This window comes from Pseudomonas sp. Van50 (assembly GCF_055390755.1).
Map to the genome: position 1 here is coordinate 1413298 of NZ_AP024343.1, position 12465 is coordinate 1425762.

13 protein-coding genes are annotated in these 12465 nt (G+C 61.3%); 12 read left to right on the plus strand and 1 reads right to left on the minus strand.

Translation table 11 applies throughout. The annotated features are described in order from the left end of the window. The first annotated feature begins 93 nt into the window (after nt 1-93). From ACZ5M5_RS06100 to ispD, 5 genes are all read left to right on the plus strand, one after another. The gene (locus tag ACZ5M5_RS06100; RefSeq protein WP_003184880.1) at nt 94-1725 is read left to right on the plus strand and encodes a CTP synthase; all 1632 of its coding nucleotides are present in this window, start codon (nt 94-96) and stop codon (nt 1723-1725) included. Nucleotides 1726-1729: 4 nt separating this feature from the next. Beyond that, nucleotides 1730-2575 carry a 3-deoxy-8-phosphooctulonate synthase gene (kdsA, locus tag ACZ5M5_RS06105; RefSeq protein ID WP_060738989.1) on the plus strand — a complete coding sequence of 282 codons (846 nt, stop codon included), beginning with the start codon at nt 1730-1732 and terminating at the stop codon, nt 2573-2575. A 246-nt stretch (nt 2576-2821) separates the two neighbouring features. Further along, complete coding sequence (gene eno, locus ACZ5M5_RS06110; RefSeq protein WP_464738770.1) at nt 2822-4111, plus strand: phosphopyruvate hydratase; 1290 nt, start codon at nt 2822-2824, stop codon at nt 4109-4111. Nucleotides 4112-4282: 171 nt separating this feature from the next. Beyond that, nucleotides 4283-4561 carry a cell division protein FtsB gene (gene ftsB / locus ACZ5M5_RS06115; RefSeq protein WP_003184873.1) on the plus strand — a complete coding sequence of 93 codons (279 nt, stop codon included), beginning with the start codon at nt 4283-4285 and terminating at the stop codon, nt 4559-4561. After that, nucleotides 4558-5265 (plus strand): 2-C-methyl-D-erythritol 4-phosphate cytidylyltransferase, encoded by a 708-nt coding sequence (gene ispD / locus ACZ5M5_RS06120; RefSeq protein ID WP_072408301.1) that lies wholly within the window; start codon nt 4558-4560, stop codon nt 5263-5265. Before ftsB ends, ispD begins: the two co-directional genes overlap by 4 nt. A 161-nt stretch (nt 5266-5426) precedes the next feature. Here ispD and ACZ5M5_RS06125 read toward each other — a convergent pair whose 3' ends face one another. Beyond that, a complete protein-coding gene (locus ACZ5M5_RS06125; protein ID WP_060738986.1) occupies nt 5427-6323 on the minus strand; it encodes a LysR substrate-binding domain-containing protein in 897 nt (298 codons plus the stop codon). Nucleotides 6324-6430: 107 nt separating this feature from the next. On the opposite strand from ACZ5M5_RS06125, the gene ACZ5M5_RS06130 reads away from it, so the two are divergent. From ACZ5M5_RS06130 to ACZ5M5_RS06160, 7 genes are all read left to right on the plus strand, one after another. Next, entirely contained in the window at nt 6431-7543 is a 1113-nt protein-coding gene (locus ACZ5M5_RS06130; protein WP_060738985.1) for an S-(hydroxymethyl)glutathione dehydrogenase/class III alcohol dehydrogenase, read from the plus strand. Nucleotides 7544-7551: 8 nt separating this feature from the next. Next, entirely contained in the window at nt 7552-8397 is an 846-nt protein-coding gene (gene fghA, locus ACZ5M5_RS06135) for an S-formylglutathione hydrolase (protein WP_464738771.1), read from the plus strand. A gap of 43 nt (nt 8398-8440) precedes the next feature. After that, nucleotides 8441-8914: a 2-C-methyl-D-erythritol 2,4-cyclodiphosphate synthase gene (ispF, locus tag ACZ5M5_RS06140; RefSeq protein ID WP_057451684.1), complete on the plus strand. Its 474-nt coding sequence runs from the start codon at nt 8441-8443 to the stop codon at nt 8912-8914. Next, nucleotides 8911-9969, plus strand: coding sequence for a tRNA pseudouridine(13) synthase TruD (gene truD / locus ACZ5M5_RS06145; RefSeq protein WP_464738772.1), 1059 nt, complete (start codon nt 8911-8913; stop codon nt 9967-9969). The genes ispF and truD overlap by 4 nt, the downstream gene beginning before the upstream one ends. After that, a complete protein-coding gene (surE, locus tag ACZ5M5_RS06150; protein WP_103308749.1) occupies nt 9957-10706 on the plus strand; it encodes a 5'/3'-nucleotidase SurE in 750 nt (249 codons plus the stop codon). Before truD ends, surE begins: the two co-directional genes overlap by 13 nt. A gap of 41 nt (nt 10707-10747) precedes the next feature. After that, nucleotides 10748-11383, plus strand: a complete 636-nt coding sequence (locus tag ACZ5M5_RS06155) for a protein-L-isoaspartate(D-aspartate) O-methyltransferase (protein WP_161796107.1) — start codon at nt 10748-10750, stop codon at nt 11381-11383. Between the two features lie 211 nt (nt 11384-11594). Beyond that, nucleotides 11595-12440 (plus strand): peptidoglycan DD-metalloendopeptidase family protein, encoded by an 846-nt coding sequence (locus ACZ5M5_RS06160; RefSeq protein WP_060738980.1) that lies wholly within the window; start codon nt 11595-11597, stop codon nt 12438-12440. Nucleotides 12441-12465: the final 25 nt, after the last annotated feature.

Genomic DNA, 12465 nt, shown 5'->3' on the forward strand with positions numbered 1-12465 from the left:
CACTGTGATTAATGCAGGTGATCGGGGGCTTCGGCCTTCCTTCGCTTTCCCCGGCGGCTCGGACCGCTTTAACGCAGACTTCTAGGGTTTTTCATGACGCGCTACATATTCGTCACGGGCGGTGTTGTTTCTTCATTGGGGAAAGGCATTGCCTCGGCTTCATTGGCGGCCATCCTGGAGGCGCGGGGACTTAAGGTCACCATGCTCAAGCTGGACCCGTACATCAACGTCGACCCGGGCACCATGAGCCCGTTCCAGCACGGTGAAGTGTTCGTCACCCACGACGGCGCCGAGACCGACCTGGACCTGGGCCACTACGAGCGGTTCATCCGCACGACCATGACCCAGAACAACAACTTCACCACCGGCCGTGTCTACGAGCACGTGCTGCGCAAGGAGCGTCGTGGTGACTACCTGGGCGCGACCATCCAGGTCATCCCGCACATCACCGACGAAATCAAGCGCCGCATCATCAAGGGTGCCGGCGACGCCGACGTGGCGATGGTCGAAATCGGCGGGACCGTGGGCGATATCGAGTCCCAGCCGTTCCTCGAAGCCATCCGCCAGCTGCGTTTCGAAATCGGCGCCAAGCGCGCGATGCTGATGCACCTGACCCTGGTCCCGTACATCGCCACTGCTGGCGAAACCAAGACCAAGCCGACCCAGCACTCGGTCAAGGAACTGCGTTCCATCGGCCTGCAGCCGGACGTGCTGATCTGCCGCTCCGATCACCCGATCGACATCTCGTCGCGTCGCAAGATCGCCCAGTTCACCAACGTTGAAGAGCGCGCGGTCATCGGCCTGGAAGACGCCGACACCATCTACAAGATCCCGGGCATCCTGCACTCCCAGGGCCTGGACGATTTCGTCGTCGAGCGCTTCGGCCTGCAGTGCGCCGGTGCCGACCTGTCCGAATGGGACGCCGTGGTCGATGCCAAGCTCAACCCGGAGCACGAAGTCACCATCGCCATGGTCGGCAAGTACATGGAGTTGCTGGACGCCTACAAGTCGCTGATCGAGGCGATGAGTCACGCCGGTATCAGCAACCGCACCAAGGTCAACCTGCGCTACATCGATTCCGAAGACATCGAGAACCAGGGCACCGGCCTGCTCGAAGGCGCCGATGCGATCCTCGTGCCGGGCGGTTTCGGCCTGCGGGGCGTGGAAGGCAAGATCACCGCCGTGCAATACGCTCGCGAAAACAAGGTGCCTTACCTGGGGATCTGCCTGGGCATGCAAGTGGCGGTCATCGAGTTCGCCCGTAACGTGCTGGGCTGGAAAGACGCCAACTCCACCGAGTTCGATCGCGCCAGCGGCCATCCGGTCGTGGGCCTGATCACCGAGTGGGAAGATGCCACCGGCGCTGTGGAAGTGCGCACCGAAAGCTCGGACCTGGGCGGCACCATGCGTCTGGGCGCTCAGGAATGCCTGCTCGAAGCCGGCTCCAAGGTGCACGATTGCTACGCCAAGGATGTGATCGTCGAGCGTCACCGTCATCGCTACGAAGTGAACAACAACCTGCTGCCGCAACTGATCGAGGCCGGCCTGAAGATCTCCGGTCGTTCCGGTGATGGCGCGCTGGTGGAAGTGGTCGAGTCCCCGGACCATCCGTGGTTCGTCGCCTGCCAGTTCCACCCTGAGTTCACCTCGACGCCACGGGACGGTCATCCGCTGTTCAGCGGTTTCGTGAAGGCCGCTTTGGCTCAACACCAGAAAAAGGCATAAGACGATGGCCCAGAAGATCATCCGCGTCGGCGACATCGAAATTGCCAATGACAAGCCCATGGTGCTGTTCGGCGGCATGAACGTGCTGGAAAGCCGCGACATGGCGATGCAGGTCTGCGAGGAATACGTGAAGGTGACCCAGAAACTGGGTATCCCTTACGTGTTCAAGGCCAGCTTCGACAAGGCCAACCGCTCGTCCGTGACGTCCTACCGTGGCCCGGGCCTGGAAGAAGGCATGCGGATCTTCCAGGACATCAAGCAAGCCTTTGGCGTGCCGATCATCACCGACGTCCACGAGCCTGCCCAGGCCGCGGTCGTCGCCGAGGTCTGCGACATCATCCAGTTGCCGGCCTTCCTGTCGCGCCAGACCGACCTGGTGGTGGCGATGGCCAAGACCGGTGCGGTGATCAACATCAAGAAAGCCCAGTTCCTCGCGCCCCAGGAAATGAAGCACATCCTGAGCAAGTGCGAAGAGGCCGGCAATGACCAGTTGATCCTCTGCGAGCGTGGCTCGAGCTTCGGCTATAACAACCTCGTAGTGGACATGCTCGGCTTCGGCATCATGAAGCAGTTCGAGTACCCGGTGTTCTTCGACGTGACTCACGCCTTGCAGATGCCCGGTGGTCGTTCCGACTCCGCTGGCGGTCGTCGCGCCCAGGTCACCGATCTGGCCAAGGCGGGCATAAGCCAGTCCCTGGCCGGCCTGTTCCTCGAGGCCCACCCCGATCCGGACAACGCCAAGTGCGACGGCCCTTGTGCCTTGCGCTTGAACAAGCTGGAACCTTTCCTGTCTCAGCTCAAGGCATTGGATGAGCTGGTCAAGGGTTTTCCGACGATAGAAACCGCGTAACGCGGTTTTCTCCGGTAAAGTACCGCTCGATTATCGCTCTGGCCTGCTGGCCGCACTGCTCTTGTGGGAGCATGGCCTGCGATGGTGTCCTTCAGGGCTCATCGTCGGCAAGTCTTGCTCTTTGTGGCGAGGGAGCTTGCTCCCGCTGGAGCGCGAAGCGCTCCCATCCAGGCGCTTGGCTGCTTCGCAGCTGAGCGCGAGCAAGTTTTCTGCAACGTTCTAGTCAACTTTGGAGTGTTTACAACAATGGCAAAAATCGTCGACATCAAAGGTCGTGAAGTTCTCGACTCCCGCGGCAACCCCACTGTTGAAGCGGACGTGCTTCTCGACAACGGTATCATCGGCAGCGCTTGCGCGCCGTCCGGTGCTTCCACTGGCTCGCGCGAAGCGCTGGAGCTGCGTGATGGCGACAAGAGCCGTTACCTGGGCAAGGGCGTGCTCAAAGCCGTCGCCAACATCAACGGTCCGATCCGTGAACTGTTGCTGGGCAAGGACCCTGCCGACCAGAAAGCCCTCGATCATGCGATGATCGAGCTCGACGGTACCGAGAACAAAGCCACCCTGGGCGCCAACGCGATCCTCGCCGTGTCCCTGGCCGCTGCCAAGGCCGCTGCCCAGGATCAGGACCTGCCGCTGTACGCGCACATCGCCAACCTCAACGGTACCCCGGGTGTCTACTCGATGCCGGTGCCGATGATGAACATCATCAACGGCGGCGAGCACGCCGATAACAACGTCGACATCCAGGAATTCATGGTGCAGCCGGTTGGCGCCAAGACCTTCTCCGAAGGCCTGCGCATGGGCACCGAGATTTTCCACCACCTCAAGGCCGTGCTGAAGGCCCGTGGCCTGAGCACTGCCGTTGGCGACGAAGGCGGTTTCGCACCGAACCTGGCGTCCAACGAAGACGCGTTGAAAGTGATCTCCGAAGCCGTGGCCAACGCTGGCTACAAGCTGGGTACCGACGTGACCCTGGCCCTGGACTGCGCCGCCAGCGAGTTCTTCGAAGACGGCAAGTACAACCTGTCCGGCGAAGGCCAGGTGTTCACCGCCGAAGGTTTCGCCGACTACCTCAAGGGCCTGACCGAACGTTATCCGATCATCTCCATCGAAGACGGTCTGGACGAGTCCGACTGGGCTGGCTGGAAAATCCTCACCGACAAGATCGGCGAGAAGACCCAACTGGTGGGTGACGACCTGTTCGTGACCAACACCAAGATCCTGAAAGAAGGCATCGACAAGAAGATCGCCAACTCGATCCTGATCAAGTTCAACCAGATCGGCACCCTGACCGAAACCCTGGAAGCCATCCAGATGGCCAAGGCCGCCGGCTATACCGCCGTGATCTCCCACCGCTCCGGCGAAACCGAAGACTCGACCATTGCCGACCTGGCCGTGGGCACTGCGGCAGGCCAGATCAAGACCGGTTCGCTGTGCCGTTCCGACCGCGTTTCCAAGTACAACCAACTGCTGCGTATCGAAGAGCAATTGAATGGCAAGGCCAAGTACAACGGTCGCGCCGAGTTTCGCGGCTAAGCGGTAAATGGTAAAAAGACAGCGGGTTTGGTCGCAAAGTCGCCCATGGTGGCGGTTTTGCCTCTAATCTGATGCCTTATCAAGCACAAGCCTGGTTCTTCCAGGCTTCGTGCTATCAGACGCTTCAAAGTTTGGCATGGCGGTCTTTTTTCACTGGATACCTGATATTCGATGCGCAGTCCCAATTGGTTGTTTCTTGTCTTGCTCCTGTTGCTGGCCGGCCTGCAGTACCGCCTGTGGGTGGGCAATGGCAGCTTGGCGCAAGTGGCCGACCTGACTCAGCAAATTGCCGACCAACACGCCGAAAACGAGGCGCTGCTGGAGCGTAATCGGGTGATGGACGCCGAAGTGACAGAGTTGAAAAAAGGCATGGAGACCGTTGAAGAGCGGGCTCGACATGAACTGGGCATGGTCAAGGAGGGCGAAACCCTCTACCAGTTGGCCCAATGAGTATGCGTTTGCCGGCCTTCTGGGCCGTGATTCCTGCCGCGGGCGTTGGCGCCCGGATGGCCGCCGACCGTCCCAAGCAATACCTGCAACTGGGCGGACGCACAATTCTCGAACACAGCCTCGGCTGTTTCCTCGACCATCCCACCGTCAAGGGTGTGGTGGTCAGCCTTGCACACGATGATCCTTACTGGCCGACCCTGGCCTGCGCCAGCGACACACGTATCCAGCGTGTCGACGGTGGCGAGCAACGTTCGGATTCGGTGCTCAATGCCTTGCTGCATCTGCACGGGCAGGGCGCCGACGACCACGATTGGGTGCTGGTGCACGACGCTGCCCGGCCCAACCTGGCTCGGGCCGACCTGGACACACTGCTCAGCGAGTTGGCGAACGACCCGGTCGGCGGCCTGCTGGCCGTTCCGGCGCGCGACACTCTCAAGCGCGTCGACAAGCATGGCCGCGTGCTGGAAACCGTTGATCGCAGCGTGATCTGGCAAGCCTACACGCCGCAGATGTTCCGCCTCGGTGCCTTGCACCGAGCCCTGGCCGACAGCCTGGTGGCGGATGCGGTGATTACCGACGAAGCATCCGCCATGGAATGGGCAGGGCAGGCGCCTCGGTTGATTGAAGGGCGTTCGGATAACATCAAGGTCACCCGGCCGGAAGATTTGGAGTGGTTGCGCCAGCGTTGGGCGAATCGGCATTGAGCGGGACCTGTCCCCTCGTTAGATCTTCAGCATCTGGGCCGGCGCCATCGCGAGCAAGCTCGCTCCCACAATGGGGACCGGTGCCCATCATTCGACGATAAACCCCTGTGGGAGCGAGCTTGCTCGCGATAGCAATCGTTCAGGCAACATAAAATTCACTGTCATCCCCGATACTCCGGCCGCTGCGCCAACCCCTCCTTCAAATACTCCACCAACTTGCGCACCTTCGGCGACAGATGCCGCTGCTGTGGATACAACGCCCACACCGCCGTATTCGGCGGCTGATGGGCTTCCAACAGCGAGATCAACGCACCACTGTGCAGATGCTCCAGCACGTAATAATCCGGCAACTGACACAACCCCACCCCTTGCAACGCCGCATCGAGCACCGCTTGCCCACTGTTGCAGCGCCAGTTTCCCTGCACTCGTTGGGAAAATTCCCGCCCGTTCTGCTCCAGTTGCCAGATGTCGGAGCTGCCGATCAGGCAATTGTGGCGGCTCAGTTCCGACACGCTGTGGGGCCGGCCATAGCGTTCCAGGTAAGAGGGTGAGGCGCACACGTACATGCGCCGGGGCGCCAGGCGCGTGGCGACCAGGCGGGAGTCCTGCAAGCGACCCAGGCGAATCGCCAGGTCCAGGCTCTCATGCACCAGGTCCAGCGGGCGATTGCTCAGCTCGACGTCGACCCGCAACTGTGGGTAGAGCCCCATGAACCGCGTCACCAGTGGCACGATAAACCGTTCGCCATAGGCCACGGCACAGGTCATGCGGAGCATGCCCTTGGGTTCACTGGTCAGGTCGCCGACGGCTCGCAGTGCTTCTTCGCGTCCATCCTGCAGGCGCTGGCAATGCTGCAAAAAAGTTTGTCCGGCTTCGGTCAGGGTCACCCGGCGGGTGCTGCGGTACAGCAAACGTGTCTGTAGACGCTCTTCGAGCCGTACGATTTGTCGACTGATATGGGAGGACGAAACCCCGAGACGCTCGGCCGCAGCGGTGAATTGACTGCATTCGGCCACGGCCACGAATTCGTCGATGCCTTCCCAGCGGTTATCGGACATGGAGGATTATCCCTGTACAGCAATAATGTTTTGCTTTTGGCTGGATTATTCATTGTCCGGCGGAGGATTACACTCCCGGTCCTGTATTTATTTGCTGGAGAACCCGGATGATCAAGTCGCGCGCTGCCGTTGCCTTCGAGGCCAAGAAACCCCTGGAAATCGTTGAAGTCGACGTCGCCATGCCCAAGGCGGGCGAGGTGCTGTTGCGCGTGGTGGCTTCCGGTGTCTGCCACACCGACGCCTATACCCTGTCGGGCGCCGACCCGGAAGGGATCTTCCCGTCGATCCTGGGTCATGAAGGCGGTGCCATTGTCGAAGCCATCGGCGAAGGCGTGACTTCGGTGGCGGTGGGTGATCATGTGATCCCGCTGTACACGCCGGAGTGCGGCCAGTGCAAGTTCTGTAAGTCGGGCAAGACCAACCTCTGCCAGGCGATTCGCGCCACCCAGGGCAAAGGCCTGATGCCGGATGGCACTTCGCGCTTTTCCTACAAGGGCGAGACGATTTTCCACTACATGGGCACGTCGACGTTCTCCGAGTACACCGTGCTGCCGGAAATTTCCGTGGCGAAGATTCCAAAAGAAGCGCCGCTGGAAAAAGTCTGCCTGCTGGGTTGCGGCGTCACCACTGGCATCGGCGCGGTGCTCAACACCGCCAAGGTCAAGCCGGGTGACACCGTGGCGATCTTCGGCCTGGGCGGCATTGGCCTGTCGGCCGTGATCGGCGCCGTGAAGGCCAAGGCCGCGCGGATCATCGCCATCGACATCAACCCGGCCAAGTTCGAAATCGCCAAGCAACTGGGCGCCACCGATTGCGTCAACCCGAAAGACTTCGACCGTCCGATCCAGGAAGTCATCGTCGACATGACTGACGGCGGCGTGGACTTTTCCTTCGAGTGCATCGGCAATGTCCAGTTGATGCGCGCCGCGCTGGAATGCTGCCACAAGGGCTGGGGCGAGTCGGTGATCATCGGCGTGGCCGGCGCCGGCCAGGAAATCGCTACCCGTCCATTCCAGTTGGTGACCGGGCGCGTCTGGCGCGGTTCGGCCTTTGGCGGCGTGCGCGGGCGCAGCGAATTGCCAAGCTACGTGGAAATGGCCGAGAAGGGCGAGATCCCGCTGGATACCTTCATCACCCACACCATGGGCCTGGAAGATATCAACAAGGCGTTCGACCTGATGCATGAAGGCAAGAGCATCCGCACCGTTATCCATTTCTGAGGTCGGTCATGAGTCTGGAAAACATTTCCTGTCAGAAAAGCTTCGGCGGCTGGCACAAGCGCTACCGGCACCGTTCCGACGTGCTGGGTTGTGACATGGTGTTTGCCGTGTACCTGCCACCGCAAGCCGAGCAGGGCGGCAAGTTGCCGGTGCTGTATTGGTTGTCCGGGCTGACCTGCACCGACGAGAACTTCATGCAAAAGGCCGGCGCCCAGCGCATGGCTGCCGAGCTGGGCCTGATCATCGTCGCGCCGGACACCAGCCCTCGTGGTGCCGACGTGCCGGGCGATCCGGACAATGCCTGGGACTTCGGCCTGGGGGCGGGCTTTTATCTGAACGCCACGCAGGATCCGTGGGCGCGGCACTATCGGATGCATGACTACGTGGTGCAGGAATTGCCGGCGCTGGTCGAAGCGCATTTCCCTGCTTCGGATAAACGCGGCATCAGTGGCCACTCCATGGGCGGTCACGGTGCGCTGGTCTGCGCCTTGCGCAACCCGGGGCGTTACGGTTCGGTGTCGGCCTTTTCGCCGATCAACAATCCAATGGATTGCCCTTGGGGCCAGAAGGCGTTCTCCCGTTACTTGGGAGAAGACCGCTCGAAATGGCGGGAATGGGATGCCTGTGCATTGATTGCCGAGGCGCAGGAGAAGCTGCCATTGCTGGTGGACCAGGGCGATCGCGATGATTTCCTGGCCAACCAGCTCAAGCCCGAAGCCTTGCAACAGGCGGCCAAGTCCGCCGGCCATCCGTTGGAGTTGCGCCTGCAACCGGGCTACGACCACAGCTACTTCTTCATCGCCAGCTTCATTGACGACCACTTGCAGCATCATGCGCGCGCTCTAAACGCCTAATGCAGGTAGAATCACGCCCTGACAAAAATCGGGGCGTTTTTTTATGCGTATTGGCCACGGCTACGATGTTCACCGTTTCGCTGAAGGCGACTTCATTACTCTGGGCGGCGTGCGGATCGCACACGGCTTCGGGCTGCTCGCGCATTCTGACGGTGATGTCCTGCTGCATGCCTTGAGCGATGCCTTGCTCGGCGCCGCGGCGCTGGGTGACATCGGCAAGCACTTCCCCGACACCGACCCGCAATTCAAAGGCGCCGACAGCCGCGTGCTGCTGCGCCATGTGGTCGCGCTGATCCATGCCAAGGGCTGGAAAGTCGGCAATGTCGATAACACCATCGTTGCCCAGGCCCCCAAAATGGCTCCGCACATCGAAGCGATGCGCCAGTTGATCGCCGAGGATCTTCAAGTTGAGTTGGACCAAGTGAACGTGAAAGCCACCACCACCGAGAAGCTTGGTTTCGTCGGGCGCGAAGAAGGCATTGCCGTCCATTCCGTTGCCTTGTTGCTGCGCCCATGACCGAACTGGAACTGTTGGGGCCGCGTGCCTATGGCCCATCGCTGGGCAGCGCGGTCCTCAAGGCCACCGCTGAAGATTTCCAGGTCGACGAAGTGCTCGATATCCCGTTGACGGGCGATGGCGAGCATTTGTGGATCTGGGTGGAAAAGCGCGGCCTGAACACTGAAGAGGCCGCCCGGCGCATCGCCAAGGCCGCCGGCGTGCCGTTGCGCACCGTCAGCTACGCCGGGCTCAAGGATCGCCAGGCCCTGACCCGCCAGTGGTTCAGCGTCCAACTGCCGGGCAAGGCCGATCCGGATCTGTCGGCGGCACAGAACGACACGCTGAAGATCCTCAAGACCGGCCGGCATCGACGCAAGCTGCAACGCGGCGCGCACTCGGCCAATGGCTTCACCCTGCGCCTGACCCAGTTCAAGGGGGACGTGGCCGCCATCGAGGCGCGGCTGCAACAGATCATGCGCCAGGGTATCCCCAATTATTTCGGCGCCCAGCGCTTCGGCCATGACGGCGGTAATGTCGCCGACGCCCGTGCCTGGGCGGCGCGCAAGGCCTTGCCGGAACAGCGCAATGTGCGCTCGCGACTGTTGTCCACCGCCCGCAGTTTCCTGTTCAACCGGGTGCTGGCGGCGCGGGTCGCCGATGGCACCTGGCAACAAGCGCAGGTCGGCGACTTGCTGGCCTTCACTGACAGCCGCAGTTTTTTCCCGGCCGGTGAGGCTGAATGCAGCGATCCACGCCTGGCGATCCTCGATCTGCATCCGACTGGGCCGCAGTGGGGCGAGGGATCATCGCCTGCCGCCGGCGCGACCTTTGAGTTGGAGCAGGCCATCGCCGAGGGCGAGGCCGATCTGCGGGACTGGTTGATAAACGCGGGAATGAGTCACGAACGTCGCATCCTGCGACTGCCCATTGGCGGGCTGTCGTGGCATTATCCCCAGCCTGACATTCTGCAATTGGAATTCGTCCTGCCGGCCGGATGTTTCGCCACTGTCTTGGTGCGCGAACTCGTCGATCTGGTGCCGGTGGGGCAGACGGACAGCCCATGCGTATTCTGATTTCTAACGACGACGGGGTGACAGCACCCGGTCTTGCCGCGCTTTATGCTGCGCTGGCGGATTTTGCCGAGTGCGTGGTCATCGCTCCGGACCAGGACAAAAGCGGCGCCAGCAGCTCGCTGACGCTCGACCGTCCGTTGCACCCCTGCTATCTGGATAACGGTTTCATCAGCCTCAACGGCACCCCGACCGATTGCGTGCACCTGGGTATCAACGGGTTGCTGGAACGAGCACCGGACATGGTGGTGTCGGGCATCAACCTGGGCGCCAACCTGGGGGATGACGTGCTTTATTCCGGGACAGTCGCCGCTGCCCTGGAAGGTCGCTTCCTGGGAAACACGTCGTTCGCCTTTTCCTTTGTTTCACGCCAGGTCGACAACTTGCCGACCGCCGCCTACTTCGCCCGTAAATTGGTCGAAGCCCATGGTGCGCTGGACCTGCCGCCACGTACGGTGTTGAACGTGAATATCCCGAATCTGCCGCTCGATCATATCCGTGGCATCCAGCTCACGCGCCTGGGCCACCGCGCCCGCGCTGCCAGGCCCACGCACGTGGTCGACCCACGCGGCAAGGCCGGCTACTGGATCGCCGCCGCCGGGGATGCCGAGGACGGCGGGCCGGGCACCGATTTCCATGCAGTGATGCAAGGTTATGTCTCGATCACGCCGTTGCAGTTGGACCGCACCTTCAATGACGCCTTTCGAAGTCTCGATGGCTGGCTGGAGGGGCTGCGCTGATGGCTCGTGAGCAAGACGATATGATGCGCCGCGGGATTGGCATGACCTCCCAACGCACCCGTGAACGACTGATCCAGCGTCTCTACGAAGAAGGCCTGTCCAACGCCCAGGTGTTGGAGGTGATTCGCCGCACACCGCGCCATCTGTTCGTCGATGAAGCCCTGGCCCATCGCGCCTACGAAGACACGGCGTTGCCCATCGGCCACAACCAGACCATTTCCCAGCCGTACATGGTGGCCCGCATGAGCGAGTTGCTGCTGGAGGCCGGGCCGCTGGACAAGGTGCTGGAGATCGGTACCGGTTCGGGTTACCAGACGGCGGTGTTGTCGCAGCTGGTCGAGCGGGTGTTTTCCGTCGAGCGGATCAAGGTGCTGCAGGATCGTGCCAAGGAACGCCTGGTGGAGCTGAACCTGCGCAACGTGGTGTTTCGTTGGGGCGATGGCTGGGAAGGGTGGCCGGCCTTGGCGCCCTACAACGGCATCATCGTGACCGCGGTGGCCACCGACGTGCCCCAGGCCCTGCTGGACCAGCTCGCCCCTGGTGGACGGCTGGTCATTCCCGTGGGCGCCGGTGAAGTCCAGCAACTGATGCTGATCGTGCGCGAAGAACACGGTTTTTCGCGACACGTCCTGGGAGCGGTGCGGTTCGTGCCGTTGCTCAATGGACCGTTGGCCTGAGCATTTATAAACAGGCGCTGAATTCCGTGGCCACGCCTGTGTCTTACAGCGGCACCGATTCGCTGAACAGAGCCCAATGGCGTCGAGCAAACGTGTGCGGCGGCGCGTTGCGCTTCATTAATAGAGGCGCAGTGGTTGCCAGCTATATTTGTATGAACGCTGCCTGGACAGGCAGCCTCCAATTTTTCAGCCACCACAAAGGGAGCGGCGGGTGAGTCTCACAGTCATTGCGCAGCGTATGGGTATCACGAGCTTTCAGCGCCTGGTGACTGGCCTTGTCTTGAGCACTTTGCTGGTCGGTTGTTCCAGTACGCCGTCGAGCAATGTCCGGGTTGTCGATCGCAACAGCGCAACACCTCAACGTCCTACGGTAACGACCGGCCAATATGTAGTCCGTCGCGGCGATACGCTGTTTTCCATCGCTTTTCGCTACGGCTGGGACTACAAGGCCCTCGCGGCACGCAACAACATTCCTGCGCCTTATACGATTCACCCCGGTCAGACGATTCGCTTCGATGGCCGTAGCGGTTCAACGCCTACCGCAGTGGTGACACAGTCCGGTTCGACGGCTTCGTCGTCGAGCAAAACCACGGTCATTCGCCGGCCGGCGGGGTCTGGGACAGCGGTAATACCGTCCGTCGCGAGCAAACCAGCCCCTGCTCCGATGCCTCCTGCGGGTCCCGCCCCGACTGGCTGGGGATGGCCTTCTAATGGCGTTCTCATTGGAAAATTCTCTTCAAACGGTAGTTTGAATAAAGGAATTGATATCGCCGGGGATTTGGGACAGCCTGTTTTAGCCGCGTCTGATGGCACGGTTGTGTACGCCGGGAGTGGTTTGAGGGGCTACGGCGAACTCGTGATCATCAAACACAGCGATACCTACGTCAGTGCCTACGGTCACAACCGCAGGCTGTTGGTTCGGGAGGGGCAGCAGGTCAAGGTCGGACAGACAATTGCCGAAATGGGATCAACGGGAACGGACCGGGTGAAACTGCACTTTGAGATTCGCCGACAAGGTAAACCAGTCGATCCGCTGCAATTCCTGCCACGTCGTTGATTTGATTGTCAGCCTGTTCCGTCAC

What these genes read in the sequence shown, in the direction of transcription:
- ACZ5M5_RS06100 (WP_003184880.1), top strand. Translation starts at nt 94, where the DNA reads ATGACGCGCTACATATTCGTCACGGGCGGTGTTGTTTCTTCATTGGGG.
- kdsA (WP_060738989.1), top strand. Translation starts at nt 1,730, where the DNA reads ATGGCCCAGAAGATCATCCGCGTCGGCGACATCGAAATTGCCAATGAC.
- eno (WP_464738770.1), top strand. Translation starts at nt 2,822, where the DNA reads ATGGCAAAAATCGTCGACATCAAAGGTCGTGAAGTTCTCGACTCCCGC.
- ftsB (WP_003184873.1), top strand. Translation starts at nt 4,283, where the DNA reads ATGCGCAGTCCCAATTGGTTGTTTCTTGTCTTGCTCCTGTTGCTGGCC.
- ispD (WP_072408301.1), top strand. Translation starts at nt 4,558, where the DNA reads ATGAGTATGCGTTTGCCGGCCTTCTGGGCCGTGATTCCTGCCGCGGGC.
- ACZ5M5_RS06125 (WP_060738986.1), bottom strand. Translation starts at nt 6,323, where the DNA reads ATGTCCGATAACCGCTGGGAAGGCATCGACGAATTCGTGGCCGTGGCC.
- ACZ5M5_RS06130 (WP_060738985.1), top strand. Translation starts at nt 6,431, where the DNA reads ATGATCAAGTCGCGCGCTGCCGTTGCCTTCGAGGCCAAGAAACCCCTG.
- fghA (WP_464738771.1), top strand. Translation starts at nt 7,552, where the DNA reads ATGAGTCTGGAAAACATTTCCTGTCAGAAAAGCTTCGGCGGCTGGCAC.
- ispF (WP_057451684.1), top strand. Translation starts at nt 8,441, where the DNA reads ATGCGTATTGGCCACGGCTACGATGTTCACCGTTTCGCTGAAGGCGAC.
- truD (WP_464738772.1), top strand. Translation starts at nt 8,911, where the DNA reads ATGACCGAACTGGAACTGTTGGGGCCGCGTGCCTATGGCCCATCGCTG.
- surE (WP_103308749.1), top strand. Translation starts at nt 9,957, where the DNA reads ATGCGTATTCTGATTTCTAACGACGACGGGGTGACAGCACCCGGTCTT.
- ACZ5M5_RS06155 (WP_161796107.1), top strand. Translation starts at nt 10,748, where the DNA reads ATGACCTCCCAACGCACCCGTGAACGACTGATCCAGCGTCTCTACGAA.